Source organism: Sporolactobacillus sp. Y61 (assembly GCF_040529185.1).
Classification (GTDB): Bacteria; Bacillota; Bacilli; order Bacillales; family Sporolactobacillaceae; genus Sporolactobacillus.
This window is the reverse complement of record NZ_CP159510.1, coordinates 150,078-172,989: the sequence shown is the minus strand read 5'-3', so window position 1 is coordinate 172,989 and position 22,912 is coordinate 150,078. Positions and strand designations below refer to the sequence as shown.

General features: G+C 43.3%; 27 protein-coding genes and 5 pseudogenes. 23 read left to right on the top strand and 9 right to left on the bottom strand.

All coding sequences use genetic code 11. The annotated features are described in order from the left end of the window. Positions 1-135: 135 nt before the first annotated feature. Complete coding sequence (locus ABNN70_RS00920) at positions 136-933, bottom strand: TVP38/TMEM64 family protein (protein WP_353948447.1); 798 nt, start codon at positions 931-933, stop codon at positions 136-138. Positions 934-1,597: 664 nt separating this feature from the next. Between ABNN70_RS00920 and ABNN70_RS00915 the strand changes: the two are divergent. The 8 genes and pseudogenes from ABNN70_RS00915 to ABNN70_RS00880 all read left to right on the top strand — a co-directional run. Further along, a pseudogene (locus ABNN70_RS00915) lies at positions 1,598-2,760 on the top strand (acetate kinase); the annotation flags it as partial. 920 nt (positions 2,761-3,680) lie between these two features. Beyond that, positions 3,681-4,619, top strand: coding sequence for a diacylglycerol kinase (locus ABNN70_RS00910; RefSeq protein WP_129929800.1), 939 nt, complete (start codon positions 3,681-3,683; stop codon positions 4,617-4,619). Positions 4,620-4,723: 104 nt separating this feature from the next. Beyond that, entirely contained in the window at positions 4,724-6,103 is a 1,380-nt protein-coding gene (rlmD, locus tag ABNN70_RS00905) for a 23S rRNA (uracil(1939)-C(5))-methyltransferase RlmD (RefSeq protein WP_353948446.1), read from the top strand. A 136-nt stretch (positions 6,104-6,239) separates the two neighbouring features. After that, positions 6,240-6,437 carry a recombinase family protein gene (locus ABNN70_RS00900; RefSeq protein WP_353949466.1) on the top strand — a complete coding sequence of 66 codons (198 nt, stop codon included), beginning with the start codon at positions 6,240-6,242 and terminating at the stop codon, positions 6,435-6,437. Beyond that, positions 6,421-6,585, top strand: coding sequence for a hypothetical protein (locus ABNN70_RS00895; RefSeq protein ID WP_353949472.1), 165 nt, complete (start codon positions 6,421-6,423; stop codon positions 6,583-6,585). Before ABNN70_RS00900 ends, ABNN70_RS00895 begins: the two co-directional genes overlap by 17 nt. After that, the gene (locus tag ABNN70_RS00890; protein WP_353948445.1) at positions 6,582-6,839 is read left to right on the top strand and encodes a resolvase; all 258 of its coding nucleotides are present in this window, start codon (positions 6,582-6,584) and stop codon (positions 6,837-6,839) included. The genes ABNN70_RS00895 and ABNN70_RS00890 overlap by 4 nt, the downstream gene beginning before the upstream one ends. Before the next feature lie 133 nt (positions 6,840-6,972). Then, positions 6,973-7,197 carry a helix-turn-helix transcriptional regulator gene (locus ABNN70_RS00885; protein WP_353948444.1) on the top strand — a complete coding sequence of 75 codons (225 nt, stop codon included), beginning with the start codon at positions 6,973-6,975 and terminating at the stop codon, positions 7,195-7,197. A 15-nt stretch (positions 7,198-7,212) separates the two neighbouring features. Next, positions 7,213-7,896 (top strand): hypothetical protein, encoded by a 684-nt coding sequence (locus ABNN70_RS00880; RefSeq protein WP_353948443.1) that lies wholly within the window; start codon positions 7,213-7,215, stop codon positions 7,894-7,896. Between the two features lie 247 nt (positions 7,897-8,143). On the opposite strand, the gene ABNN70_RS00875 is transcribed toward ABNN70_RS00880, so the two are convergent. Together ABNN70_RS00875 and ABNN70_RS00870 are read right to left on the bottom strand one after the other, a co-directional pair. After that, entirely contained in the window at positions 8,144-8,383 is a 240-nt protein-coding gene (locus ABNN70_RS00875) for a type II toxin-antitoxin system RelE/ParE family toxin (protein ID WP_353948442.1), read from the bottom strand. Between the two features lie 4 nt (positions 8,384-8,387). Then, positions 8,388-8,687, bottom strand: a complete 300-nt coding sequence (locus ABNN70_RS00870) for a type II toxin-antitoxin system RelB/DinJ family antitoxin (RefSeq protein WP_353948441.1) — start codon at positions 8,685-8,687, stop codon at positions 8,388-8,390. 181 nt (positions 8,688-8,868) lie between these two features. On the opposite strand from ABNN70_RS00870, the pseudogene ABNN70_RS00865 reads away from it, so the two are divergent. The 11 genes and pseudogenes from ABNN70_RS00865 to ABNN70_RS00815 form a co-directional block, all read left to right on the top strand. Further along, positions 8,869-9,006, top strand: a pseudogene (locus tag ABNN70_RS00865) (IS3 family transposase); the annotation flags it as partial. 69 nt (positions 9,007-9,075) lie between these two features. Further along, on the top strand, positions 9,076-9,333 hold the full coding sequence (locus ABNN70_RS00860; protein WP_353948440.1) for a transposase: 258 nt from the start codon (positions 9,076-9,078) through the stop codon (positions 9,331-9,333). 243 nt (positions 9,334-9,576) lie between these two features. Then, the gene (locus ABNN70_RS00855; protein WP_353948439.1) at positions 9,577-10,155 is read left to right on the top strand and encodes a cupin domain-containing protein; all 579 of its coding nucleotides are present in this window, start codon (positions 9,577-9,579) and stop codon (positions 10,153-10,155) included. Positions 10,156-10,440: 285 nt separating this feature from the next. Beyond that, positions 10,441-10,644: a hypothetical protein gene (locus tag ABNN70_RS00850; protein ID WP_353948438.1), complete on the top strand. Its 204-nt coding sequence runs from the start codon at positions 10,441-10,443 to the stop codon at positions 10,642-10,644. 11 nt (positions 10,645-10,655) lie between these two features. Next, complete coding sequence (locus ABNN70_RS00845; protein WP_353948437.1) at positions 10,656-10,808, top strand: hypothetical protein; 153 nt, start codon at positions 10,656-10,658, stop codon at positions 10,806-10,808. Between the two features lie 279 nt (positions 10,809-11,087). Further along, positions 11,088-11,480 (top strand): hypothetical protein, encoded by a 393-nt coding sequence (locus ABNN70_RS00840; RefSeq protein WP_130001709.1) that lies wholly within the window; start codon positions 11,088-11,090, stop codon positions 11,478-11,480. A gap of 242 nt (positions 11,481-11,722) precedes the next feature. Continuing rightward, the gene (locus ABNN70_RS00835; RefSeq protein ID WP_353948436.1) at positions 11,723-12,160 is read left to right on the top strand and encodes a transposase; all 438 of its coding nucleotides are present in this window, start codon (positions 11,723-11,725) and stop codon (positions 12,158-12,160) included. Further along, positions 12,097-12,360, top strand: a complete 264-nt coding sequence (locus ABNN70_RS00830; RefSeq protein WP_353949465.1) for a transposase — start codon at positions 12,097-12,099, stop codon at positions 12,358-12,360. Before ABNN70_RS00835 ends, ABNN70_RS00830 begins: the two co-directional genes overlap by 64 nt. Before the next feature lie 124 nt (positions 12,361-12,484). Beyond that, a pseudogene (locus tag ABNN70_RS00825) lies at positions 12,485-12,616 on the top strand (MFS transporter); the annotation flags it as partial. Positions 12,617-12,639: 23 nt separating this feature from the next. After that, positions 12,640-13,479 carry a nucleotidyltransferase domain-containing protein gene (locus ABNN70_RS00820; protein WP_353948435.1) on the top strand — a complete coding sequence of 280 codons (840 nt, stop codon included), beginning with the start codon at positions 12,640-12,642 and terminating at the stop codon, positions 13,477-13,479. Between the two features lie 363 nt (positions 13,480-13,842). Then, the gene (locus tag ABNN70_RS00815; RefSeq protein WP_353948434.1) at positions 13,843-13,995 is read left to right on the top strand and encodes a transposase; all 153 of its coding nucleotides are present in this window, start codon (positions 13,843-13,845) and stop codon (positions 13,993-13,995) included. 214 nt (positions 13,996-14,209) lie between these two features. Here the strand turns inward: ABNN70_RS00815 and ABNN70_RS00810 are convergent, their stop codons facing one another. Continuing rightward, entirely contained in the window at positions 14,210-14,365 is a 156-nt protein-coding gene (locus ABNN70_RS00810) for an AraC family transcriptional regulator (RefSeq protein ID WP_353949464.1), read from the bottom strand. A 136-nt stretch (positions 14,366-14,501) separates the two neighbouring features. Here ABNN70_RS00810 and ABNN70_RS00805 point away from each other — a divergent pair, with 136 nt between their 5' ends. After that, a complete protein-coding gene (locus ABNN70_RS00805; RefSeq protein WP_353948433.1) occupies positions 14,502-15,119 on the top strand; it encodes an alpha/beta fold hydrolase in 618 nt (205 codons plus the stop codon). Positions 15,120-15,167: 48 nt separating this feature from the next. On the opposite strand, the pseudogene ABNN70_RS00800 reads toward ABNN70_RS00805, so the two are convergent. From ABNN70_RS00800 to ABNN70_RS00780, 5 genes and pseudogenes are all read right to left on the bottom strand, one after another. After that, a pseudogene (locus ABNN70_RS00800) lies at positions 15,168-15,332 on the bottom strand (helix-turn-helix transcriptional regulator); the annotation flags it as partial. Continuing rightward, positions 15,333-15,611: a hypothetical protein gene (locus ABNN70_RS00795; RefSeq protein ID WP_353948432.1), complete on the bottom strand. Its 279-nt coding sequence runs from the start codon at positions 15,609-15,611 to the stop codon at positions 15,333-15,335. It lies immediately after the preceding pseudogene. An 85-nt stretch (positions 15,612-15,696) separates the two neighbouring features. Beyond that, positions 15,697-15,906, bottom strand: a complete 210-nt coding sequence (locus tag ABNN70_RS00790) for a hypothetical protein (RefSeq protein WP_353948431.1) — start codon at positions 15,904-15,906, stop codon at positions 15,697-15,699. A gap of 93 nt (positions 15,907-15,999) precedes the next feature. Further along, positions 16,000-16,927: pseudogene (guaC, locus tag ABNN70_RS00785) on the bottom strand (GMP reductase); the annotation flags it as partial. Between the two features lie 91 nt (positions 16,928-17,018). Next, entirely contained in the window at positions 17,019-18,626 is a 1,608-nt protein-coding gene (locus ABNN70_RS00780) for a sigma 54-interacting transcriptional regulator (protein WP_353948430.1), read from the bottom strand. 179 nt (positions 18,627-18,805) lie between these two features. Between ABNN70_RS00780 and ABNN70_RS00775 the strand changes: the two genes are divergently transcribed. Genes ABNN70_RS00775 through prdA form a run of 3 tightly spaced genes read left to right on the top strand, consistent with a single transcriptional unit; the run spans position 18,806 to position 22,907 of the window. After that, positions 18,806-19,834 carry a proline racemase family protein gene (locus ABNN70_RS00775; RefSeq protein ID WP_353948429.1) on the top strand — a complete coding sequence of 343 codons (1,029 nt, stop codon included), beginning with the start codon at positions 18,806-18,808 and terminating at the stop codon, positions 19,832-19,834. Then, positions 19,831-21,114 (top strand): proline reductase-associated electron transfer protein PrdC, encoded by a 1,284-nt coding sequence (prdC, locus tag ABNN70_RS00770; protein WP_353948428.1) that lies wholly within the window; start codon positions 19,831-19,833, stop codon positions 21,112-21,114. The genes ABNN70_RS00775 and prdC overlap by 4 nt, the downstream gene beginning before the upstream one ends. A gap of 59 nt (positions 21,115-21,173) precedes the next feature. Beyond that, on the top strand, positions 21,174-22,907 hold the full coding sequence (gene prdA / locus ABNN70_RS00765) for a D-proline reductase (dithiol) proprotein PrdA (RefSeq protein ID WP_353948427.1): 1,734 nt from the start codon (positions 21,174-21,176) through the stop codon (positions 22,905-22,907). Positions 22,908-22,912 lie beyond the last annotated feature (5 nt).

Below are 22,912 nucleotides of genomic sequence, written 5' to 3'. Positions count from 1 at the left end.
TGAAGGCTTGAAGGATAAAGGTGCGCCCGCCGAAAGTCAAACACCTGGCGAAAATAACAGACAGATAAACAGAGCCACATTTAAAGAGAGGGTATATCATTGTCATAAAGCTGACTTTTGAGATACCCTCTTTGATCATTTTCGGTGAATCGCCCGGGGAAGATCAGGATATTTGTCTTTTTCCTCTGACTGATGATGCCGGTGCAAAAGTGCCGTGATCCGCTTTTTCAGGAGAAAAGCAAGAACAATAATAATGATTGACGAACCTGTGACGATGGCCGCAAGCAGAAAATTTTCCTTGCGCAGGTTTGCACCGACATAACAGCTGATAAGAAGCGCGGGAATCCTGGCGGCAGCGGAAACGCTCAGAAAATAAAGCGGCCTGACGGGCAGGAGTCCGCCGACATAACAGAGAATGTCCTTCGGGATCCCGGGCAGTAAAAAGAGAATCAGTATGGCTAATTTCGATTTTTGTCCATTCAGCAGGATACTCATTTTTATTAGCTTTTCTTTAGAGATGAACAGCTGCAGCAGGGACATGCCAAACAGTCTGCCAAGGAAGAAGTTCACGGCAGAACCGAGTGCGATACCGATGATGGAAAAAAGAGATCCGGCGAGGGTGCCGTATATGTAGCCGCCGGCAATTTCCAGAAGTTCGCCGGGAACAACCGCGATAATTACCTGAATCATCTGTAACCCGATAAATATTAAAATACTGATCCCGCCGAACGAATTCAGGAACCTCTCCAGCTTGCCGGGGTTTGCGGCCAGACTGGTCAATGCAGGTCCGTACAGCCAGCTCAGCCAGATAATGCCGACCGTAATCAGCAGAAAAACGATAAGATTAAATATAAGCGGTCCTTTTTGTCCCCTGCGAATAGCAGTTCCCTTCCTTCTGCTGTCATCTGTTTTATTGATTACATATTCTATCATAGACAAAAAATCTGAAAAATAGAATAGACCTGGCAGGATCTTTAAATCGTACTGCAGGCTGATGACGTCAGTTAAAATTTTATTTACCGCATGAACGGGCAGTGCCCCTCAGGGTCAAGAGGACAAACGAACAGGCCCAGGCCCGCAGACGCCTGATGGGCAACGACAATCCGCGGGAATGCGCGCAGGCTAAAAATAAGGGCGTCCTGTGCGCCCCAAAACCTCCACTGATTGAAGTTTCATTCTATTTATCGCTCTATTATCTTTTTCGATAAGGGTTCCACGAGTCTGCGGGTTCTGCTTACCTTCCCGGGTCCTTTCTTTCTGCTGCAGCGGGTCAGGGTCAGGATAACAGGCACATGTCGAAAAATATTCTGTTTTACGGAAATGGGTCCTTCATACTGATAAAATGGCTTTCTGACAGGATAAACGGGCCATCAGGACAAGGAGATCAATTAACAAAAGAACGGACCGGAAAAATAAAAAGGGCGGGGCCGGCAGGATAACTGAACGTTCGTATCGAAATTCTTTGCAATGTGGTGTGCAGATGCCCCGACCAACCGTAAAATAACATAACAGGAGATAAGAAGGGCGAAAAGCAGAAAATCAGACGATTCCGGACGGTGACGGTTAGAAAAAGCCAAATCAGGAAAGGGATAAAAGAATGAGTGACAAACTGTTGGCGATTAATTCAGGAAGTTCTTCGCTGAAATACAAACTCTTTGACATGCCTTCTGAACATCTGATCCTCAGTGGAGCCTATGAGCGCCTGGGGAACCCAAATGCGGCGTTCAGGATGAACTTTAAAAACTTCAGGGCAAGTGGAGCGCTCGCTGTCACTTCTCATGAGAAGGCAGTAGATCATTTACTGAATCTTTTGCTTAATCTCCATGTTGTGCATTCACTCGATGAAATTAAAGGTGTCGGGCACCGGATTGCACACGGGGGCGAAATCTTCAAACATCCGGTTCGGGTCGATCAGTATGTGCTGCAGACGATTGACAGGCTAAGCGATCTTGCGCCGATGCACAATCCGGTGAATGCAGCAGGAATCAGGCTCTTTTCCGAGGCGCTGCCGCAGGCCATTCAGGTTGCGGTATTTGATACGTCGTTCCATCAGACGATGCCGGCAGAAAACTATATGTATCCGATCCCGTACGAGTATTATGAAAAATATAAAATCAGAAAATACGGCTTTCACGGGACCAGCCACGAATATGTTGCCCAAGAAGCAGCAAAAATTCTGGGGAGAAAGATCACCGAACTGAAAATCATTACCTGTCATCTCGGTAACGGTTCAAGTATTTGCTGTATCGACCGGGGAAATCCATCGACACATCGATGGGATTTACACCGACCGCGGGACTGATGATGGGGACGCGATCAGGAGATATTGATCCGACCATCCTGACCTATTTGCAGCGGAAATTGCATTTGACAGTCGATGAGACAGAAGAGGTGATTAACCGGAAATCAGGGATCATGGGCGTGTCAGGTGTCTCTAACGATTTTCGAGACGTCCTTGCATACGCAAATAAAGGTGACAAACGGTCCATTCTGGCTATCGAGATGTTCACCAGGAGAATTTGTTCATTTATTGAACGCTACAAATCAGAACTTGGAAAACTGGATGCGCTTGTGTTTACGGCCGGTATCGGAGAACATTCTCCTTTTTTACGAAAAAAGGTTTGCGATAAGCTGAAAGGGCTGCATATTTATCTTGATTCGGAAAAAAATGAACAGAACGGGCCAATTATCCAGTCAGAGGCATCGGAACCGGCCGTTCTGGTGATTCCGACTGATGAAGAGCTGGTGATTGCCCGCGAGACCTTTCACTTGCTGCGGGAGGCCGGTTCAACGGATGTCATGGTTGACTACCCGGTACGAAACAACCTGCAGGTCAGCTCTTCACTTAAAGAGCGGATGATTAAAGCAGATAAATGTAAGCGGTTTCTAATAAAAAATACCTATAACTCTTCCCTTCAGGACGAAAACGAAGGCAATCAGGCCGGTGGGACAGAGTATCATCAATAAACCGGGGATCAGAAGGATTTCGATAGGCTATTAATGAAACACTTACAGAAGTGTTCAGAAAACAGAGCAGGTGAAAAGAGTAGTATCGAAAAAACGAGAAGACGGCTGTTCCGTTGTTTCGTAAATCATTATCATATGACGATCAGAAGTGAAAAAACAGGGGTTTGGCCGTTTTCTGCCGGATTCATTTTAAATTTACGGTGCCGAAAGATGAAATAAACTATGGATGATCTGTTATCAGGAGGGAATAACCCCTGTCAGCCGGCTTCGGTACTGAAGGCTCACTCTGGCTTCACTTCGACCGGTATCGTTCTGCTTCTTTCTCTGTTTGTTCTCCCCTTTTCTGCCGGGGGCTACCTGTTATTTCAGCAGATAATAAAAAAGGCTGGAGACCGTTGATCAGCTGATCTGAAAAAAATGCCGAAAATAAATAAGAAGAGAGAGCAGGGGGTCTGTGTTTCACTCCGCCTGTTTTTTTACCATAATGGAGGGAAGTCCCCTTCTTTTGTAAGGGGTTGAGAAGGATCACCTTCTCTTTTTTTTCGTACCCTCTGAATTTACGTGATCGAGCAGTTGTCATTGATGCTTTGCTTTTAAAAAAGGATTCAAATATAATTATCGTAGTTAGCTTTTATTCAGATAAAAATAACGGAGGATCCCCACGGGTGTGTCCGACGGTACTTGCTATACAGAGAGTGATTGGGTGATAAAGCATGAAGAAGGCAAGATTGATATATAATCCAACTTCCGGGCGAGAGATGGCGAAAAAGAGCATCGCCTATATACTGGACAGACTGGAAGGCGCGGGCTATGAAGCATCAGCGTATGCAACAAAAGGTAAGGGTGATGCAACCCGTGGTGCACATCTGGCAGTGAAAAGGAAGTTCGATCTGGTGATTGCAGCAGGTGGAGACGGGACGATTAATGAAGTCATTAACGGACTTGCTGAGAATGAATACAGGCCAAGGCTGGGTGTTCTTCCGATGGGTACGACCAATGATTTCGCCCGGGCAGTAAATATCCCGCGCGATATAGTCAAAGCCTGCGACGTGCTGTGTGCAGGTTACGAAATGCCCGTTGATATCGGAAAAGTGAATGACCGCTATTTCATCAATATTGCCGGTGCCGGAAAATTGACGGAACTCAGCTACGACGTTCCGAGCAAACTGAAGACGATGCTCGGTCAGCTGGCCTATTATATCAAGGGCATTGAAATGCTGCCTTCACTTCGCCCGACAAACTGTACGATTCACTATGATCAGGAGACCTTCTCCGGGGATATCATGCTTTTTCTTGTATCCAATACAAATTCCGTCGGTGGTTTCGAACGGCTTGCACCGGATGCCCGGCTGAATGATGGTCTGTTTGACCTGATCATTTTAAAAGCGGTTAATCTGGCTGAATTTATCCGCCTGGCTTCACTTGCTTCACGCGGTGAACATATGAAAGATCCAAAAGTGATCTACGCTCAGGCGAGCCGGATCAAAATTGAAACAAATGAAAAGATGCAACTGAACATTGACGGGGAATACGGCGGTGATCTTCCCGGAGAAATCGTTAATCTTCGTCAACATCTTCAGTTAATGGTACCGAAGAAAGTCTCTGAGGAGCAGTCAGCGTTATTAACACAGATTGAGCAATCGCTGCAGTAAAAGGAATGGAGTGACTAAGGTGTGTCCGCATGACCTGGGCGGGTACACTTTTTTCATGGGGTTAACAAAGCCGTGGCTTTTTAACCGGAAAGGAGCAATAAATCATGTCCAAAACCCTGCCTGTTTCAAAAAATGATCAAATAGAGGTCTCATTTTCCGATCTGACTCAGGATGGATCGGGTGTAGCAAAAACAACAGGCGGCTACACTTTGTTCGTTCCGGGGGCGCTGCCTGGTGAGAAGGCCAGGGTACAGGTAGTGAAGACAAAGAAAAATTATGGATTTGCCCGGATTTGTGAGCTGACTGAGCGAAGCCGCATGCGAACCGATCCGCCCTGCCCGATTTTCGATCAGTGCGGCGGATGCGCCATTCAGCACGTTGCGGCCGGCGCTCAGCTCGACTTCAAACGCGGCCTGGTGCGGGATGCCCTTGCACATATCGGCGGGTTTAAAGAAATTAATGTGGAAAAGACACTCGGCATGGCGAATCCATGGTACTACCGGAATAAAATTCAGGTTCCAGTTGCGATTCAGCACGGTTCCTTTGCTTTTGGCTTTTATCGAAAACGCAGTCACGATATTGTTCCGATGGATCACTGTCTGATCACCGATCCGCTGATTGACGAAATCGTACAGACAGCCAGGACATTTATGGAGACGGCGGGAGTCGAACCCTACAATGAGTCGAAAAACCACGGCGTTCTCCGTCATGTCATGGCGCGGACCGGCCGGAATACCGGTGAAGTCATGGTTGTTCTTGTCACACGAACCAAAGACCTCCCGCACCGGAAAAAACTGATCAAAACGTTAATCGGCAAATACCCGCAGATCAAGTCAATCATGCAGAATATCAATCTGAAACGGACGAACGCTATATTCGGAGAAACAACGAAAACGCTGTGGGGGCGCGACGTCATCTATGACCAGATTGGCACGGTCAGATTCGCTATTTCCGCCCGTTCCTTTTTTCAGGTTAATCCGCAGCAGACGGAAGTGCTCTACGGTAAAGCACTCGAATTTGCGGGACTCACCGGAGAGGAGACAGTGATTGACGCTTATTGCGGCATCGGTACGATCTCCCTTTTCCTTGCAGGACAAGCGAAACAGGTCTACGGTGTGGAAATCGTCCCCGAGGCGATTGAGGACGCACGAAAAAATGCCGAACTGAACCAGATTGCGAATGCCCGCTTTGAAACCGGTAAGGCGGAGGAAGTTATACCGAAGTGGCGTGATCAGGGTATTAAACCGGACGTAATCGTTGTGGATCCACCGCGCAAAGGCTGCGACGCTGCCCTGATTCAGACCATGCTGGACATGAAACCTGATCGGATCGTTTATGTATCGTGTAATCCGGCAACCCTTGCCCGCGATCTGAAAATGCTGGTACCAGGCGGATATGATATTAAAAAAGTTCAGCCAGTGGACATGTTCCCACAGACGACACATGTGGAGTGCGTGGTATTGATGTCTAGGGTGGAGAAATAGTACTACAGGACTACGCAAAACATTGATAAATAAAGGGTTTCTAAGAGTGAAGGGTTTTCTGCCCAATGTCTGGCAGTGTCTTTTGCCGTGGAAATCCTTATTTTATTTATTGAGGAAACAGGTCGAACGGATAAACATGTGTAGCCGATTTGCCAGAAACACGTTGGACTGCCTTAAGTACATTCGTCAGTTAAAGGATAAAAGCACCGCTGTATTCTTTGAGAAAGAGAATATTAACACCATGGATTCTAAGGGTGAAGTCCTGCTGACCATTATGGCATGCCCCTACCATAAACGAAGAAACATTGCAGACAGCAGTGGTCAAGGCAATTAACGAACTTTTAGCTAACAAAGAACCCTTCCTCCAGGCGTTGCAGAAAAAAATAACCACTGTATTTAATGAAGAAAATGATAATGCCATCGATGACATTGATAGCAAATTGGAAGAATTACAACAACAGTTTCTCCAAGCAAAGTCATGAATGACTATGAAGATGTAGCTGATGAAATTTACCGCCTTCGAGAATTGAAGCAAAATGCACTGGTTGAAAATGCAGAGCGAGAAGGGAAAAGACGACGAATCAGTGAAATGACTGATTTTTTGAATGAACAATCCTGCGAGTTGGAGGAATATGATGAACAGTTGGTAAGGCAGTTTATTGAAAAAGTTACAGTACACGGTAATAACTTTGAAGTAGAATTCAAATCAGGAATCGAAATCCAAATCGATAAATAATTAGTAACACAACAAAATTCGTAACTCACGTACCTAAATTGCGGGTTTGTTGTTTGTAAACATTTATATGTTAATATCGCAAATTGAAACCAAATGATTTACAATATTCCTATTAAGGTTTGGAGGAATTATATTGAAAACTTCGGACATGATTCGACAGCTATGTGAACAAATGAATATCAGCGTTTCAGAATTGGCCAGACGGTTAGGCCAGTCACCACAGAACTTCGGGAAGAAGCTGAAGCGTGAGACTATTACATTAGAAGAACTTAAGGCCATAGCAGATGTGATGGATGTTAAGTTTGAGCAGGCTTTCATTCTGCCCAATGGCAATGAAATAAAGACAGGAAATGAGTAAAGGAGGCGACCTAATATGATGATCAGCCCGGAAGGATACTATGAAGAGTATCTCAAAGGAAAAACTAAAGAACAAATTCTGACCGTTATACGTGGGCTTAAGCAAGAAATAGGCCGCCTTAAAAATACAATGGAAAACCCAGACTATGGCATAGTACCTATTGTGCATCCAAGTAAAGAAACGTGCCTTCACTGGACTCGTGAATACTTGGAAGGAGCCAGGCAAGCCTATGCTGAAGCTGGTGGAACTTATACCTTATCAAAGGCAGAAGAAAAGGTTGCCGACTTTGACGCAAATATGGATGCTATCTGCAAGATTACCTTTAGCATTGGCGGTTTCTTTGTTGGCCACCGTAGTTATGTTGTAGAACTATCAGATGGATTGAAAGCCTATACAAAATTATGGGAAGATGAAGAACCACTCTTATTGTTAAATTATGATAATAAGGAGCCATTTACAAAGGATACTTTCATAGCCGCACTTCAGGATCTACACATCGGTGAATGGAGCAGACGATATTCAACTAAGCGCTTTGGATTCACAGTGTGTGATGGTACGCAGTGGGAGCTGGAATTTGAATATGACAACGGCCATAGACCGGTAAGGTTTGATGGTGATAACTCATACCCATATAACTTCGATAAGTTCCAGATGTTATTTGGCATTGACGATACTGAGGAGGAGGACGAGGATGAGTAAATACGATATGTTGTCAAAATACATACCTATGATCCAGGCGGATAGTATCGTTGAACCAAGTTTATATGACCTTAACTCATCCGTTCAATTAGGTGTAACCTATCAGTACACAGTGGGAAGTTGAAATTGAATATGACAACGGACACAGGAATGTTCGTTTTGACGGTGATAATTCTTATCCATACAACTTCAATGACCTGAAGGTTCTATTTGGCATTAAAGAAGATACTGAGGAGAAGTAAGAGTTTCAAATAACGGAGGTGTTTACTATGTTTTCTGATGTTGAACAGAAGCTGTGCCACGGTTCTTCTTCAGTAAGGGCAATTCGCTGTGGAAATTCGGAGAAAGAGGAAATCACATCCTCTAACGCATCCAATAGATTTAGTGCTGCATTCGGGGCTTTCAGTTTAGAAGCAATGTAGTGTGTGATTTCCTGCATCTGTTCCTCTGCCTGAGTGGTAATTTTTACAGCGTAGGTTTCAGCCATCGTTTTATAACTCCCGTCTTAAGTCGGCAAATACATCGGCTACAGGACGGGAACGGTTTGCTTTAGCATCTTCAAACCCAGCTTGCATCATGGCATCGAATTGTGCTGCATCCATTTCATCGAGAGCAATCGGTGCAGTGGGAACGGACAGAGAGAAAGGGATGCTCCTTGTCATGATGATTTGTTTGTAAAGCATATTGATGACAACAGAAGCAGGCACTCCCAATTGAGACATAATTGCTTCAGCTTTTTCTTTTATTTCCGGTTCAACACGTGCAAGGACATTTGCGGTTTTAGCTGCCATAAATCATTCCACCTTTCTTTTTTCTTTATTGTATTCTTTTGTATAACGATTAGCAATACAAAATCAAAACTTCCACAAGAAGGAGCAGGGGCGGTCCAAATCTCTATAGGCCAAAACCCAAAGGCCGGCGCCTCCTTTTGTGTGAAAAATTGCAGAATTATAGACCGGTTGAGAACAGAAAAATGTACTTGCTCAAGACTTTACAGCCACAAAAATCAACCAAAAATGGGTGGCTGATATCACTTATATTCACACGATCAAAGAGGGCTCGTGCTACCTGGCCTCAGTCATGGACCTGTGTACACGAAAAATTGTTGGTCGAATAACTGGGCTGGGACAACTTCAACGAGGGGAAAACCCTTCAGGACTCTGTCGAAGCCTATCGAAGGTGCTATGGCTTTTATCCGGAAGCCGTCCTGGCCACACACTCTATCGCAATCGGAAGAATCGGGCTTTCTGCAAGGCACGTAACATCTTGCTCAGCGGACCGAAACTCGGCCGGAAGCCGAAAGATAAACAAGCCCGGAAAACAGATCGAAGGGTGGAGCAGAGCGACTTTAAAGGCCGGATCCCGGTTGAAGGAAAGTTTGGGCCAGGCCAAACACCTCTTTGGGCTGGACAAGATCTACGCGATGCTCAGGAATGAAACGGTGATTGCGCTCAAGTTTCTGGTTTTGAACTTAGAGAGACGCCTCAGGGTTTCTCTGTGCTTTTTTATGGCTTTTCCGAACGTCGATTCTATTTTCGCAGGTTTTTCGGTAATTTTCAGGCCTAAATATGTCTGAAAATTATAATTGCTGAAAATCGGGATGGGTGCAACAAACCCTAAGTACAGTCATGATAACAATTGCATAAGATAATTAGAAAAACTGATGAGGGAATGAGAAAAATGTACTATAACCCATATGGGTATCAATATCAGTATCCTAATTATGCTAATGTACCTGTGTATAACTATGAAAGACATTCCGCTTACTGCCCTTATTCTAAAAAGAATGAGCAGATAAACGGGTTTGCTTCTTTTCGCTCTTCCAATGGTAATGGAACTATTTTGCTAACAGATTATGGACCAGGGCCATTTGTCATAAATATCAATGAAGCATCAAAGCAAAACAATACATTTCGTACCGCTTTATGGACTGGAACACACTTGCAAGTAACATTAATGAGTCTTAATGTTGGTGAAGATATTGGTCTGGAAATGCACTCAGACGTTGATCAATTTTTACGAATTGAACAAGGTCAAGGGATTGTTCGCATGGGGAATAGTCCAGAGAATTTGAACTTTGAGAGAAGGGTATTTGATGACTCTGCTATTATGATACCCGCAGGAACTTGGCATAATTTAATCAATACAGGTAATGTTCCACTGAAACTTTATTCAATTTATGCTCCGCCTAATCATCCATTTGCCACAGTTCATGTTACCAAAGAAGACGCTATAGCTGCAGAAGAAGTTCATGGCTAGAGCAGGGTCTGAGCTATGTTAACGTCAGGCACTTAATCGACTATTGTTTACTGCGGACAGTTACAGTGCATGATGACAAAATTGAGGTGGAATTCAGGTCAGGCATTAGTATAGATGTTGAAAATTGAACTGAATAACTAAATATTATTAGGATCTGACACCTTGTTGAAATACAGGGTGTTTTCATATTTATTGCGATGAGTTAATACAAATTAGATTATTAATATTCACAAAATACAAATCACAGATATAATTTTTTATAGAGTAAACAGTGAGGCGTAAACGGTGAACCAGAGCGTGACCTTTACAGTGGATGCAGATGTGTCCGAGAAATTCTGCATCGCATTGAATGTAACAAATGAAACACAAAACACCGCAGTGGAAAGCTGTATGCGTTGGTGTATTGCAAAGACTTTTGAAAAAGCATCACAAACCTATAAACCAAAATGGTTACTATTTTTGGATATAGCGCACCAAAAAGTGATGTAGAAGCTATTGCAATGTTGAAAAATGCATGGGGTGCGGTGGAAGACAGGAAGTTTGAAGAAATAGAAATAGTTGATTTGTGTGATGAAGATGAAGTTATCAAATCGTGGGACGATTTTATTCATACGCATCATTATTCATACCAAACTTTTTTACAACAACAATAGGAAGATCCCCTAGGAGAAGTTGTGAAGCAGCATTTGACAGATTGATGATGAATCATTGGTTACCAGATATGGATTTCTGTGACATAGACAAATTAACTTGTGATTTAATAATTGATGATGAAAATAAAAAAGGAACAAAGAAACTTCTTTTAGATTCATATGCATAGGTATAGAATTATGTTCAGTAAAGAGCTTTTATATAATTCAGATAAAACAAATTAGAATTTGAACGCCAGTTTTGAACTGCAAATTATTCACATTATATGGAGGATAAAGAAAATGAAGATTCTTTTTGATGAAACATATGCTTCAAATGACGGAAAGCAAGCGAGCAGGAATATTTGGTATGGAGATGCTGATATCTATGTTGATGGTGAGTACGGAAAAGTCATTGGGCTTAATGAAAGTTTAATGAATAATCTATGCGAAATAATAAAAAAAGACTTATCCAAGAACGCTGCTCATACCCCTACCGAAACTAACTGGTATTTCTACGGAAGTGCTGTAACTCAGGATGATATTGGCGACAATAGCCGTTCGACAATTATGGTTCGTGAGAGATCTGGCGAGTTTATAACCAATTTTAATATCAGCGACCACGATTTTGCTTTAAATATTGATGCTATTCTATTGTTTAAGGAAGATCTTGAAAAACGTTTAGCGAGTCATTGACGAGCAGTAGCAGTATAAGCATAATATGGAGCAGTCAGATTTCAATTTATCGATGAGATTATGAGGACAATCTGTATCCTAGAATATTCATAGCCCGCGGTATGAACTTTACTTGTCGTTGAGCCACCAGGGTTTACAGCCATTTTCACTTTTCACCTGAAAAGTGAAAAAAGGAAATGAAAAAGGAGCTCATTCCTTGTATGATTAAGTTAAGCGAAACCAAACATACAGGGGCTCCTCATATGTCCAGTGTAAAGGAATCAACGTTCCATTTCAATAAAAAGATTAAGGCCAGTTTCTCAGGCGGCGCGCTTTCTTCCGATTCCGGCTTATTACTTTATCGAGAATTCGATGAAAAGACTGGCCTCAGTGAGTTGATCCAGGAAAAACTGTACGTGAACGATCCGGTCACTCATGCCAGGCACACCAACCCAAAGGTGGTGATTCAGAAAATCTATCAGCACCCGGCTGGCTATCACACCGACGACCAGGCCGATGAGTTGGGAACAGATCCCATATTCACGATCGTGCTTGAGAAGAAGCACCTGGCCTCCCAACCGCGGCTGTCCCGCTTTAATCAACGCGTGGATACCGGGATACCGACACCGTTCAATCGCTGGAAGCCGTCAATCAAGCTTATCTGGATCGACTCTATGCCCTCAGGCCCAGTCAGCAGGTAGTGCTTGACGTGGATTCAGCCAATTTTGAGACCGACGGGCATCAGGAAGGGGCGGCCTACAATGCACATTACCAGGACACCAGCTACCACCCACTTCTCCTGTTTGACTCGCTGACCGGCTACTGCCTGAAAGCCGAACTACGTTCTGGCAATGTCTACACCTCCCGTGGTGTCGTCGATTTTACCCTTCAAGTGGCATAGCAAGTGACATGATACTGCCGGTCAAGGAAAATACACATCCTAAATATTCAGGTTTGATTTTTCCTGAAATAGTGCTGTTTGTACACCACTGTAAAATGGAACTGAATGCCCCATAAATGCACACTTAATCCTTTGTGGGTCCTTTGCTGATAGAATTGGTATAAACCATTGGTTTTTAATATCAGATATTTTAATCATTGGAATTGCTATAGTTTGCCCGATGATAACGGAGATAAGAAAATTAGATTCAAGATAAAAAGGTTTTAGGAGCGCTTTTATATGGTGGATAATATTATTCAATTAGTAACAAAGAAACTATCCTCTTTGCCTTATATAGAAGGCGTTGTATTAGGTGGCTCACGTGCAAGAGGCACCCATACAGAGGATTCTGATATAGATATCGGAATCTATTACAATTCAGAATCATTTGACCTGGTTACCATTAATCAAGTTGCTACAGAGTTGGATGATGAGCATAGAAGCAACCTTGTTGTACCTCCCGGAGCGTGGGGCGATTGGGTTAATGGCGGTGGATGGTTAGTCATAAATGGGTATCATGTTGACTTAATTTTACGTGATATAAAACGGGTGGAACAAATAATGAAAGATACGGAGCAAGGAATTGTTACTGCCAATTATCAGACTGGGCATCCCCATGGTTATATAAGTGCTATGTATCGTGGAGAATTGGCAATCAGCAAGATACAATATGCTAATGATGAAAGCTTTTATGAGTTTAAAAAGCAAGCAGAACGTTATCCAACCGCTTTGCAGAAAGAATTAACTGAATTTTTTATGTTTGAGGCTGGTTTCTCTTTAATGTTTGCTGAGAACAATATAGATAAAGACGATGTATCCTATGTTTGCGGACATTGCTTTCGAAGCATAGCTTCCCTTAATCAAGTCTTATTTGCAGTAAATAAAGAATACTGTATAAATGAAAAAAAGGCTGTTAAAATGATTGATGATTTTAAGATCAAGCCAAGCGATTACAAGGAAAGGGTCGATAAGGTTATTTCCTTAATATCAACTGATGAAGATTGTACAAGAAAAGGAATAGAGATTCTCCAAAGACTAGTAAATGAGGTTGAGCACCTGAAAGGAGCCAATATTCAATGACAGGGTCAGATAAGAAAAGAAGCGAAATCTGGATTCCAGTAAAGGAAAGAGACCATTAATTAGGGCTTGCTGAATAAATAAAAAATGTTGATTCAGCAGGATTTTCGGGCACTTTTGTCGAAATATTCAAGGAAAAATACCAGATTTCCGGGCAATCCCGGAAAAAACTTTGCAAGCCGATTCAAATGTATCGATATCAGGAACAGCAAATCATCATGTCGGAAGACTTTTTTCCTCCCCTTCGGAGGTACATTGAATAAAGATAACCGCTAGGTACAGCTTGCTCAGATCATCCCTTGGTGGAAGGTTGAGGAGTACTACGCTACGACGTTTAAAAAGGCTACGGCGAAAGGCACAAGACCGTTGTCAGCCCGTTTGGCTCTCGGAGCGCTGATCATTCAACAACGCCAGGGAACTACGGACTGGGAAACCGTCCTGCAGATCACGGAAAACCCGTACATGCAGTACTTTCTGGGCCTTCCAGGAGAAAGAAACCGCCCTTTCATCACTCGATGACGTCTCGTTTTCGCAAGCGTCTGAAGCAAAAGGACATCAATCAAATCAACGAATGGCTGGTGATGCAGGAGCTTCCAGCCGGATCGTCGGAAAATCTGGCTGAAAGCCGGCCGGAAGAGGCGCCGAAGAATACACTAGGTCTAAACCCTTCGCCTTTTAGGCGAAGGACTTGCGGCAATGACATGAAGAGGGATAAGAAATAGAAAGTCAACGCTTACGATTGTTCTAATTTATGACCCCGGTATTTTGCGGGAGAGACAGACATTTCATTTTTGAAGAGCCTGTAAAAGGTACAGACATTGTTAAGCCCCACCTTTTGTGCAATATCATCAATCGTCATGGCAGATGGCCAATGGGTAGAGCTGAACATCACGAGGTAATCAAAGCAACCGTAATAAACCGTAATGACGGCCCGGTGGATGCCCACATAAAATCGCTATACCGCAAACTAACAGGCCGTCGCGCAACGATTTTGTACAATTAGAATTTGCAAAGGATGTGCAACAGTGAAATATATTCTACTTCATGGCTTAGGGCAAACTTCGTCAAGTTGGAATGATACTATTGAAGTTATGGAAAAGAAATCAGATATACTCTGTCCTAATTTATCTGATTTGCTTCGTGATGAAGAAGTTAATTATTCTAATCTGTATAAAGTGTTCTCTGAATATTGCATGAATTTTACTGAACCGCTCAATATATGTGGTTTATCATTAGGTGGTATTCTTACCTTACAGTATGGCATTGAAAATCCAAATAAGATAAATTCTATGGTGTTAATTGGGACACAGTATGTTATGCCAAAAGGATTATTGAAACTTCAAAATGTAGTTTTTCATATTATGCCTAATAGTACATTTAAGAAAATGGGATTTGGAAAGAAAGATTTTATTAATCTTTCAAAGTCAATGATGAATTTGGATTTTAGACAGAATTTGCAGAATATAAGCTGTCCTGTACTTGTTATATGCGGAGAGAAAGATAATGTAAACAAGCGGGCTTCATTACAACTCAAAGAACAGATACCTCATGCAGAAATTTCGATTATTGAAAATGCAGGGCATGAAGTGAATTTGGATGCTCCCAAAAAATTGGGAGTGATATTAAATACGTTTTTCAAATAGCAAAATAAAATTCTGCAATCAAATCAAGTTCCATTTTGGAATATCTCGAATGACTTTTTCCTTCAATTCTTCGTCACTCCGCAGCATTTCATCTATTGTAATACCGAATAAATCACCCAAAGCAATGATAACTTCGATACTGGGATAGTTCTTACCAGTTTCCCATTTTGAAAATGATTGGCGACTAACATGAATTTTTTCAGCTAGTTCAGTTCATGCGGACTGCAGCCCTCCTTCCAGACGATCCAACAGTTTATTGAACGCCATCTTATCGTCGGCTGCTTTTTGGTCATTATAGAAAAGATGAAAGTGCAGCCTTTTCTTGCCAGCGATGATTTGACCTGATCGCTTTTTGACCTCGGTATAGTCCCAGTCGGTCAGGAAAGATTGATAATAAAGATTGCAGTCGGAAACATAATGGGCACTGGTAATCATGGTAATCATGCTCTGACGGACATCGTTTAACTTTTGATGAACGAATTTCAGTGACACTCGGTACCCATCAAAAATTTGACATGATCCCGATAAAAAGCATTAATATTCTTCTCACTGTAAAAGCCACGATCCATGATCACTTTCACTTTCTTCTGTTTGAGGAAGTCCACATAAGCGAGTTCCGTATGGTTTTGACATCATAAATATCCCCCGGCAGACCGGAGATCTCTCCATAAAGGAGCGCCAGGTTAATATGCGACAGCGGATCATGGTCCTTATTCTTATCGTAGCGGACCTGCTTCAGTGCTTTAAAAAAGATATAACCGATATTGGCGTGATGTAACGTGATCAAAAAAACCCGAAACCGTTTCTAAAGTTTCTCGGGTCTTACCATTCATTAATTGATTGGGTTATTGAGGGGTCGATTTCTTCATACGATTTAGTTTCAATAACTATATTTCATATCGCCGTTGAAGATTGAATTTTTGACAATAATATAATCCACATTGAGGATCGCATCCAATTTTTTTGCATGCATAGGAAATGGAAGATTGAAGGTCCTGTTTCATTTCGTCCAATGTTTCTTTCAGCGGCCCTCGATAAGCGAGGTACATTTTTTCCCTTTCGACGTTTCTCTTTTCACCCTTTTGAAACTCAGAAGCGGACCCGAAATACTCTGTGTAAATCTTCCCGTCTTTCTCAATCACTTTTCCCGGAGATTTCTCATGCCCGGCGAACAGAGAGCCGATCATGACCATGGAAGCGCCAAACCGAATCGACTTCACAATGTCGCGGTGTGTCGGGATGTCACCATCGGCTATAATGGGATTGCTGGCTGCCTTACTGCACCAGCGGAGGGCTGACAATTGCCAGCCACCGGTTCCAAAACCAGTCTTGATTTTCGTAATGCATACCTTTCCGGGACCGATCCCAACTTTCGTGGCGTTTGCACCGGCATGTTCCAGTTCCCATACGGCCTCCGGAGTACCGACATTTCCGGTGATAACGAAACTATTCGGTAAATGGCTTTTGATATAGTGAATCATCCGAAAATGGCTTTTGATATAGTGAATCATCCTAATAACCGAGTCGGCATGGCTATGGGTGACATCGATCGTGATATATTCCGGAACCAGACGGTTTTCCGCCAGCTTTTCAATGAAGCTGCTGTATTTACCTTCTTTTACAACGACACTGATCGAAGCATATAAACCGCAGGCGTGCATGTCCTTGATAAAGTTCAGACGTTTCTCCGAATGACATCGATGCATAATATAGAAATAACCCTTCTCGGTTTAAACGATGGTGATGTTTTCATTGATAATCGTTTGCATGTTGGCAGGAACGACCAGTAATTTAAATGTTCGATTGCCGAATCCCCTCATTTTTTACAAAATGTCAAAGTGGTGGCGAGAAAGGCGCCAAGGGAGGGCTGTGTTTGCCGGGATACAATGAATGACTCGCTCATCTTGTGTTTTTCCCTAATATCTGAATGCCATTTGGAAAGTATTTTTTTAAGTAATTGTACAGTGTTGCTCTAGAGATACCCAGGAGCCGGGCTGCAGCGGCCTTATTTCCGTATGTTCTCTGTAAGGCATCCCGTATCTTTACTTTGTCGGAGACTTCTGTGATTTTTTGTGACCTTGCTTGTACAAGTGCTGGTTCATTTTTTTGATTTACTTTTTCATCTTTGTAGAAGGCCTCAGGAAGCAAATGTTTCGTGATCCGGTTTTTCTCTGAGAGGATAATTAGTCTTTCAAGCGTGTTGGAAAGCTCACGGATATTTCCTGGCCAAGGATACTGAATGAAGCGCACCATGACTTCAGGGTCAAGTACGGGGACTCTTTTTTTATATTTTAAAGCAAATCGTTTCATATAAATCTGCACGAGTTCCGGGATATCCTCAATTCGTTCACGCAGCGACGGGATTCTTATAGAAACAACATTTAGGCGATAGTAGAGATCCGCTCTGAATTGACCTTGGGCAATCATCTGTTCCAAATCACGATTGGTTGCGGCGATAATCCTTGTATTCATGGGTATCGGACGGTTTCCCCCAACTCGATAGAATTTATTATCTTGTAATACACGGAGTAATTTGACCTGTAGCTCCATCGGCATTTCTCCGATCTCATCAAGAAACAACGTGCCCCCCTTAGCAGCGTCCATTTTTCCTGTTTTTCCCTCTTTCGCGGCACCGGTAAATGCGCCACTTGTATAGCCAAATAATTCACTTTCAAAAAGATTAGCCGGTATGGCTCCACAGTTGATCGCAACGAAAGGGTGAGCAGATCTGTTGCTTGACTGATGAATGGCTTGTGCAAATAGTTCTTTGCCAACACCGCTTTCTCCTGTTAATAAAACGGATGCTTCAGTTGAGGCCACTTTTTTCGCGAGTTTGATGGATGTGTGAAGTGCGGGACTTCTACCTTTGATTTTATGAAAGGGCATATTTTTTTGATCGTTATTCAGCCGACTTTCCAAATGCTGTATGTAGGCTGATGTTGAGGATAAACTTTCATTTAATTTTACGATATCATTAATGTTTCGCTCAACAGAGATAGCACCGATAATTTGTTTACCGAGGATAATCGGATGACAGTTAATGAGCACATGAACATTGGGCGCTGGCTGATTATATTTTCTGTTGACTTTTTTCCCGTCATGTAATACGGACATCAAAATAAGTGCATCTTTTTTAAAGAAATGAGTGATTGGCTGATCATCTGCATCTTTCTCAACATAATGATAAAGACGTTCAGCACCGCTATTCCAACCGGTTATATTTTCCTTTTTGTCAACGACAGTGACTGCATCGTCTACAGATTCAAGAAGTGCTTCATATTGCGCGGAAACCTCTATTAGTCTATGAAAAAGAAAAGTTGTCAGTCTTTCAAAGGGAATCCAGCTAACTGGTCTACCCTCCCTATTGACAAGGACTAAGTCTTTTTTAGAGGAGAAGTCATCAAGGTCGGATAGAGACAAATGTTCAGGCACTGCCTGCAGATGATGGATGTCCGGCATTTTATCACATGGCAAAGCGAGTGAAGAAATGGGAACGTTCGAAAACACAACGATCACTCCTCGGTAATTTACATACTTGTAAAATTTAGAATTATTTATACACATTTGTTTAATCATGTTATACACTTTAATCTGAAAAATGAGTATTTAACCATGATTTAATAATTGGCATGAAAGTTGCTTATTTAATTATGAACCCGCTAGTCAGGATGGAAGGGAGGACATCGATGCTCTATCGAAAAAGCCTTTTTGCGATTGATTCGCATACAATGGGCGAACCCACAAGAATTATCTTGGAGGGGTTTCCGAAAGTTGACGGGGAGACCATGATGGAAAAGAAAAATTATCTCAAGAAGTATTATGACCATCTTCGTTGTGCCGTCATAAACGAGCCACGGGGACATAAGGATATGTTCGGTGCCGTGCTTCTGATGCCTACTCGCCGAGAAGCGGATTTAGGTGTCGTATTTTTAGATGGCGGGGGTTACCTGAACATGTGTGGTCATGGGTCGATGGGTGTCGCAACAGTAGCTGTTGATCGCGGATTAGTGCCGGTTACTGAGCCTTTTACGTACGTAACACTGGAGGCACCTGCGGGTTTGATCCACACAAAGGTCAAAGTGGAGAATGGCAGGGCAAAGGAAGTCAGTATTATTAATGTGCCGGCTTTTCTTTACAGGTCAGATGTAGACATCCATGTTCCCAAATTAGGGAAAATTCAGTTAGACATTGCGTTCGGTGGTAACTTTTTCGCGCTGGTCGATGCGGAGAAAATGGGTATCTCGCTTGTAAGAGACGATTTAAACAAACTACTGGAGGAAGGCATTGCCATACGAAATGCCGTTAACCGACAAGTTAAAATCCGGCATCCTCTGCTTCCCGACATTCACTCAGTCGATCTGGTGGAATTCTATGGGCCGGCGCAATCAGCCGACGCGACCATGCGGAATGTTGTTGTATTTGGGGAAAAGCAGGTTGATCGTTCACCCTGTGGGACAGGAACGAGTGCGAAAATTGCCCAGCTCTTTGCAAAAGGAAAGCTGAAGATCGGTGAATATCTTGTGAATGAAAGTATTACAGGTACCCGGTTCAAGGGATGCGCTTTGAAAGAAACGACTGTTAAAGATTATCCGGCGGTTATTCCCGAAATTACTGGGCGAGCTTATGTAACGGGAGAAAACAGACTGCTTTTTGATGACCAGGATCCATTTGAATATGGTTTAACGAGCATAGTCGGAAGGGAGGTACATAGTTGACTCAAATTTATAAACTCCTTTTAAAACAGCACATCGGTAATCCGGATAGTCCGTGCGTAAAGGAGGGAGATGTCGTTAAAAGGGGCAGTCGGATTGCTAGCGCAAATGGTCTGGGAGCAGATTTGCACGCAAGTGTTTCCGGCAAAGTCATCAAGGTGACGCCCGAAGCGATTCTAATCAAGGGAGACAAACCCGAGAAAGACGAGTTTGAATCGCTCCGGCCTGGAACGATTGCAGAGCGGGTCCGTTCAGCAGGGATCGTCGGGATGGGGGGCGCAGGATTCCCAACCGGAATCAAACTAAGCCAGAAGATATCCGGCGGAACGGTGATTGTTAACGCGGCCGAATGTGAGCCAATACTCTTACACAATATTGCTCAGATTGAATCGAACCCCGATGAAGTCTATCGTGGACTGCTCTACGCTATGGAAGCTGTGGATGCGGCACGTGGCGTCATTGCGATCAAGGCCAAACATAAAAAAGCCGTATCGCTTATAAAAGAAGCCATTAACGATGACCGTGTATCCGTTTTTCTCATGCCTGACTTATACCCTGTGGGTGAGGAAAGGGCACTGATTCGTGATATTCTCGGCAAGTTGCTTCCTCCGGAGGAACGTGTCATTACCGCTAATGCTATTGTCATTAATTCGGAAACCCTTTCTCGTGTTACACAGGCTGTCGAACTTGGTCGGCCGGCCGTTTCCAAAAATTTAACGATTGCTGGAAAATTGTATGGAGGGGCTAAATCAATTCCCCTTATGGATGTACCTATTGGCACGCGCATCGGTGATTTAATCGAATCGGTCGGTGGAATCGATGGAGATTATGGTGAAATTCTGATGGGTGGTCCATTTACCGGCCACAGAGTGACACTGGATGATGTGGTGACTAAGACAAGTGGTGGCATTATCGTTACAATGCCCTTCCTGAAAGAACGCTCACCCATTGGCCTACTCGTTTGTGCTTGTAGTGCCGATGAAACTCGGATGAAGGAAATGGCCTATGAGATGGGGGGAGACGTCGTCGATGTGCAAAAATGTAAATATGCTGTAAAAGCCCGTGGTGCGCTCAGATGCCAAAATCCCGGTGTCTGCCCCGGCCAGGCTGATCGACTGCTCAAACTAAGAAAGGCTGGGGCAAAAGCAGTATTGATTGGCAATTGCAGCGATTGTACCAATACAGTGATGCAGATTGCACCCAAGCTCCATCTTCATGTGCATCACGTAACGGACAGTGCGATGCGTGCCATGGGTCTACATCTTATTCGGAAGCTTCACTAAAAAAGTGAAATCGTATCATTTTAATTATTTACCAATCACTTTGTAAAAGGAGAAGGAAAATGTCAATTTCCAGTGAAACAGTCAACCAGCATAAAAACGATCCAGCGGTACTTTGTTGCCTGAGACAAAAGGGAACCATTATTTCTGCGTCCGATCTCGAGGATCCGACTCTTTTCCTCGAACTCGAGGAATCTGGTCTCCTGACGGTACCTGATGATTCGTTAGCTATCGGACAAGTCATAGGAGCGACCTTGGAACAAGATGCAGATGCAATGACCCCTTTAACACCGAAAATAGTCAGCCATTATACCGAAATAACTCACAAAGCAGAAACGCAAGGGTCTGAACACTCTATAACAGTGGCAACAGAACAAGGACAAGATCAAAAGGGCGTTATTAAGTTTAATATTAATGAACTGAAAGGACAAATTGAACTTCCTACTGATTGGATAAATAACGGATTGTCCTTCGTTCCTCCGCAGACATCTGAGAAAAAGCCGGAGAAAAAAGAGAAAAAAGCACTTCGCACGCTGACTCAAAGAGAATTTAAAGTCAAGCAAGTTAATCTAGGGTCACAGACGGATTATGAAAACGGCATTCTGACGATTCGTAAGGGACTCTGTAAAGAATCCCTGAAAGCAGATCCCCTCGTTAAGAAAGTAGACATGGACATAATAACACCGGAAAATCGTCATGTATATTCGAACACGATCATGGACGTTATTCCAATTGCAACTAAGGTGGAGGGCACGTTAGGGGCAGGAAGGACTCACGTGATGAATGGTGTCGTCGTCGTACTGACCGGTATCGATGAAGAAGGCGTTCAAGTCCACGAGTTTGGTTCTTGCGAAGGGTATCTTGATGAGAAGATTCGCTTCGGACGCCCGGGTTGCCCGGATGTAAATGATATTATTGTCCGGGTCAATGTAACGGTGCAAGCAAATACCGGTATGGAGCGACGTGGTCCTTACGCTGCTCATAAAGCCTGTGATTATATTATTCAGGAAATCCGTGAAGTTCTGAAAAAGGCGCCATCTAAAGCCTGTATCAAAGAGGATGTATTTCATGACTGGAAAAAGCCAGGCAGACCACGTGTCGTACTTGTCAAGGAAATTATGGGTCAGGGGGCGATGCATGACAATGTGATCCTTCCAGTTGAGCCGGCAGGCGTTAAAGGCGGGCGACGCAATGTTGACCTTGGCAATGTTCCCGTCGTTCTTTCTCCGAATGAAGTACGAGATGGTGGGATTCATGCGCTGACGTGTATCGGCCCCGCTACAAAAGAGGACACCCGTCATTATTTCCGGGAGCCATTGGTTAATTTGATGGCAAATGATGATGAAATTGATCTGGCTGGTATCGTTTTTATCGGCAGTCCACAGGTAAATGACGAAAAGTCTTTTGTTTCCGCTCGGTTAGGTGCTTTAGCAGAAGCGTTGAATGTAGAAGGAGCCATCGTTACAACTGAAGGGTTTGGAAACAATCATATCGATTTTGCGGAAAATATCGAACAGATTGGCAGCCGAGGTATAGAAGTCGTGGGCGTTTCTTTCAGTGCTTATCAGGGACAATTAGTCGTCGGCAACAAATATATGGATGCCATGGTTGAACTGAATAAAGACAAAGAAGGATTTGAAAATGAAATTCTTGGCGACAGTACGCTGTGCCAGTCGGATGCCGAACGTGCTCTACTCATGTTGAAAACGAAAATGGCAGGAATTCCGATCGAACCAGCAAACCATAAATGGTCAGTGGACGTGGTTGAGGGAAACCAGAAACTTGTTCATAACTGAGATAA

Excerpts from the sequence above, each read along its gene's own strand:
- ABNN70_RS00920 (WP_353948447.1), bottom strand. The coding sequence starts at position 933 with ATGATAGAATATGTAATCAATAAAACAGATGACAGCAGAAGGAAGGGA.
- ABNN70_RS00910 (WP_129929800.1), top strand. The coding sequence starts at position 3,681 with ATGAAGAAGGCAAGATTGATATATAATCCAACTTCCGGGCGAGAGATG.
- rlmD (WP_353948446.1), top strand. The coding sequence starts at position 4,724 with ATGTCCAAAACCCTGCCTGTTTCAAAAAATGATCAAATAGAGGTCTCA.
- ABNN70_RS00900 (WP_353949466.1), top strand. The coding sequence starts at position 6,240 with ATGTGTAGCCGATTTGCCAGAAACACGTTGGACTGCCTTAAGTACATT.
- ABNN70_RS00890 (WP_353948445.1), top strand. The coding sequence starts at position 6,582 with ATGAATGACTATGAAGATGTAGCTGATGAAATTTACCGCCTTCGAGAA.
- ABNN70_RS00880 (WP_353948443.1), top strand. The coding sequence starts at position 7,213 with ATGATGATCAGCCCGGAAGGATACTATGAAGAGTATCTCAAAGGAAAA.
- ABNN70_RS00875 (WP_353948442.1), bottom strand. The coding sequence starts at position 8,383 with ATGGCTGAAACCTACGCTGTAAAAATTACCACTCAGGCAGAGGAACAG.
- ABNN70_RS00870 (WP_353948441.1), bottom strand. The coding sequence starts at position 8,687 with ATGGCAGCTAAAACCGCAAATGTCCTTGCACGTGTTGAACCGGAAATA.
- ABNN70_RS00855 (WP_353948439.1), top strand. The coding sequence starts at position 9,577 with ATGTACTATAACCCATATGGGTATCAATATCAGTATCCTAATTATGCT.
- ABNN70_RS00845 (WP_353948437.1), top strand. The coding sequence starts at position 10,656 with ATGTTGAAAAATGCATGGGGTGCGGTGGAAGACAGGAAGTTTGAAGAA.
- ABNN70_RS00840 (WP_130001709.1), top strand. The coding sequence starts at position 11,088 with ATGAAGATTCTTTTTGATGAAACATATGCTTCAAATGACGGAAAGCAA.
- ABNN70_RS00835 (WP_353948436.1), top strand. The coding sequence starts at position 11,723 with ATGTCCAGTGTAAAGGAATCAACGTTCCATTTCAATAAAAAGATTAAG.
- ABNN70_RS00820 (WP_353948435.1), top strand. The coding sequence starts at position 12,640 with ATGGTGGATAATATTATTCAATTAGTAACAAAGAAACTATCCTCTTTG.
- ABNN70_RS00810 (WP_353949464.1), bottom strand. The coding sequence starts at position 14,365 with ATGTTCAGCTCTACCCATTGGCCATCTGCCATGACGATTGATGATATT.
- ABNN70_RS00775 (WP_353948429.1), top strand. The coding sequence starts at position 18,806 with ATGCTCTATCGAAAAAGCCTTTTTGCGATTGATTCGCATACAATGGGC.
- prdA (WP_353948427.1), top strand. The coding sequence starts at position 21,174 with ATGTCAATTTCCAGTGAAACAGTCAACCAGCATAAAAACGATCCAGCG.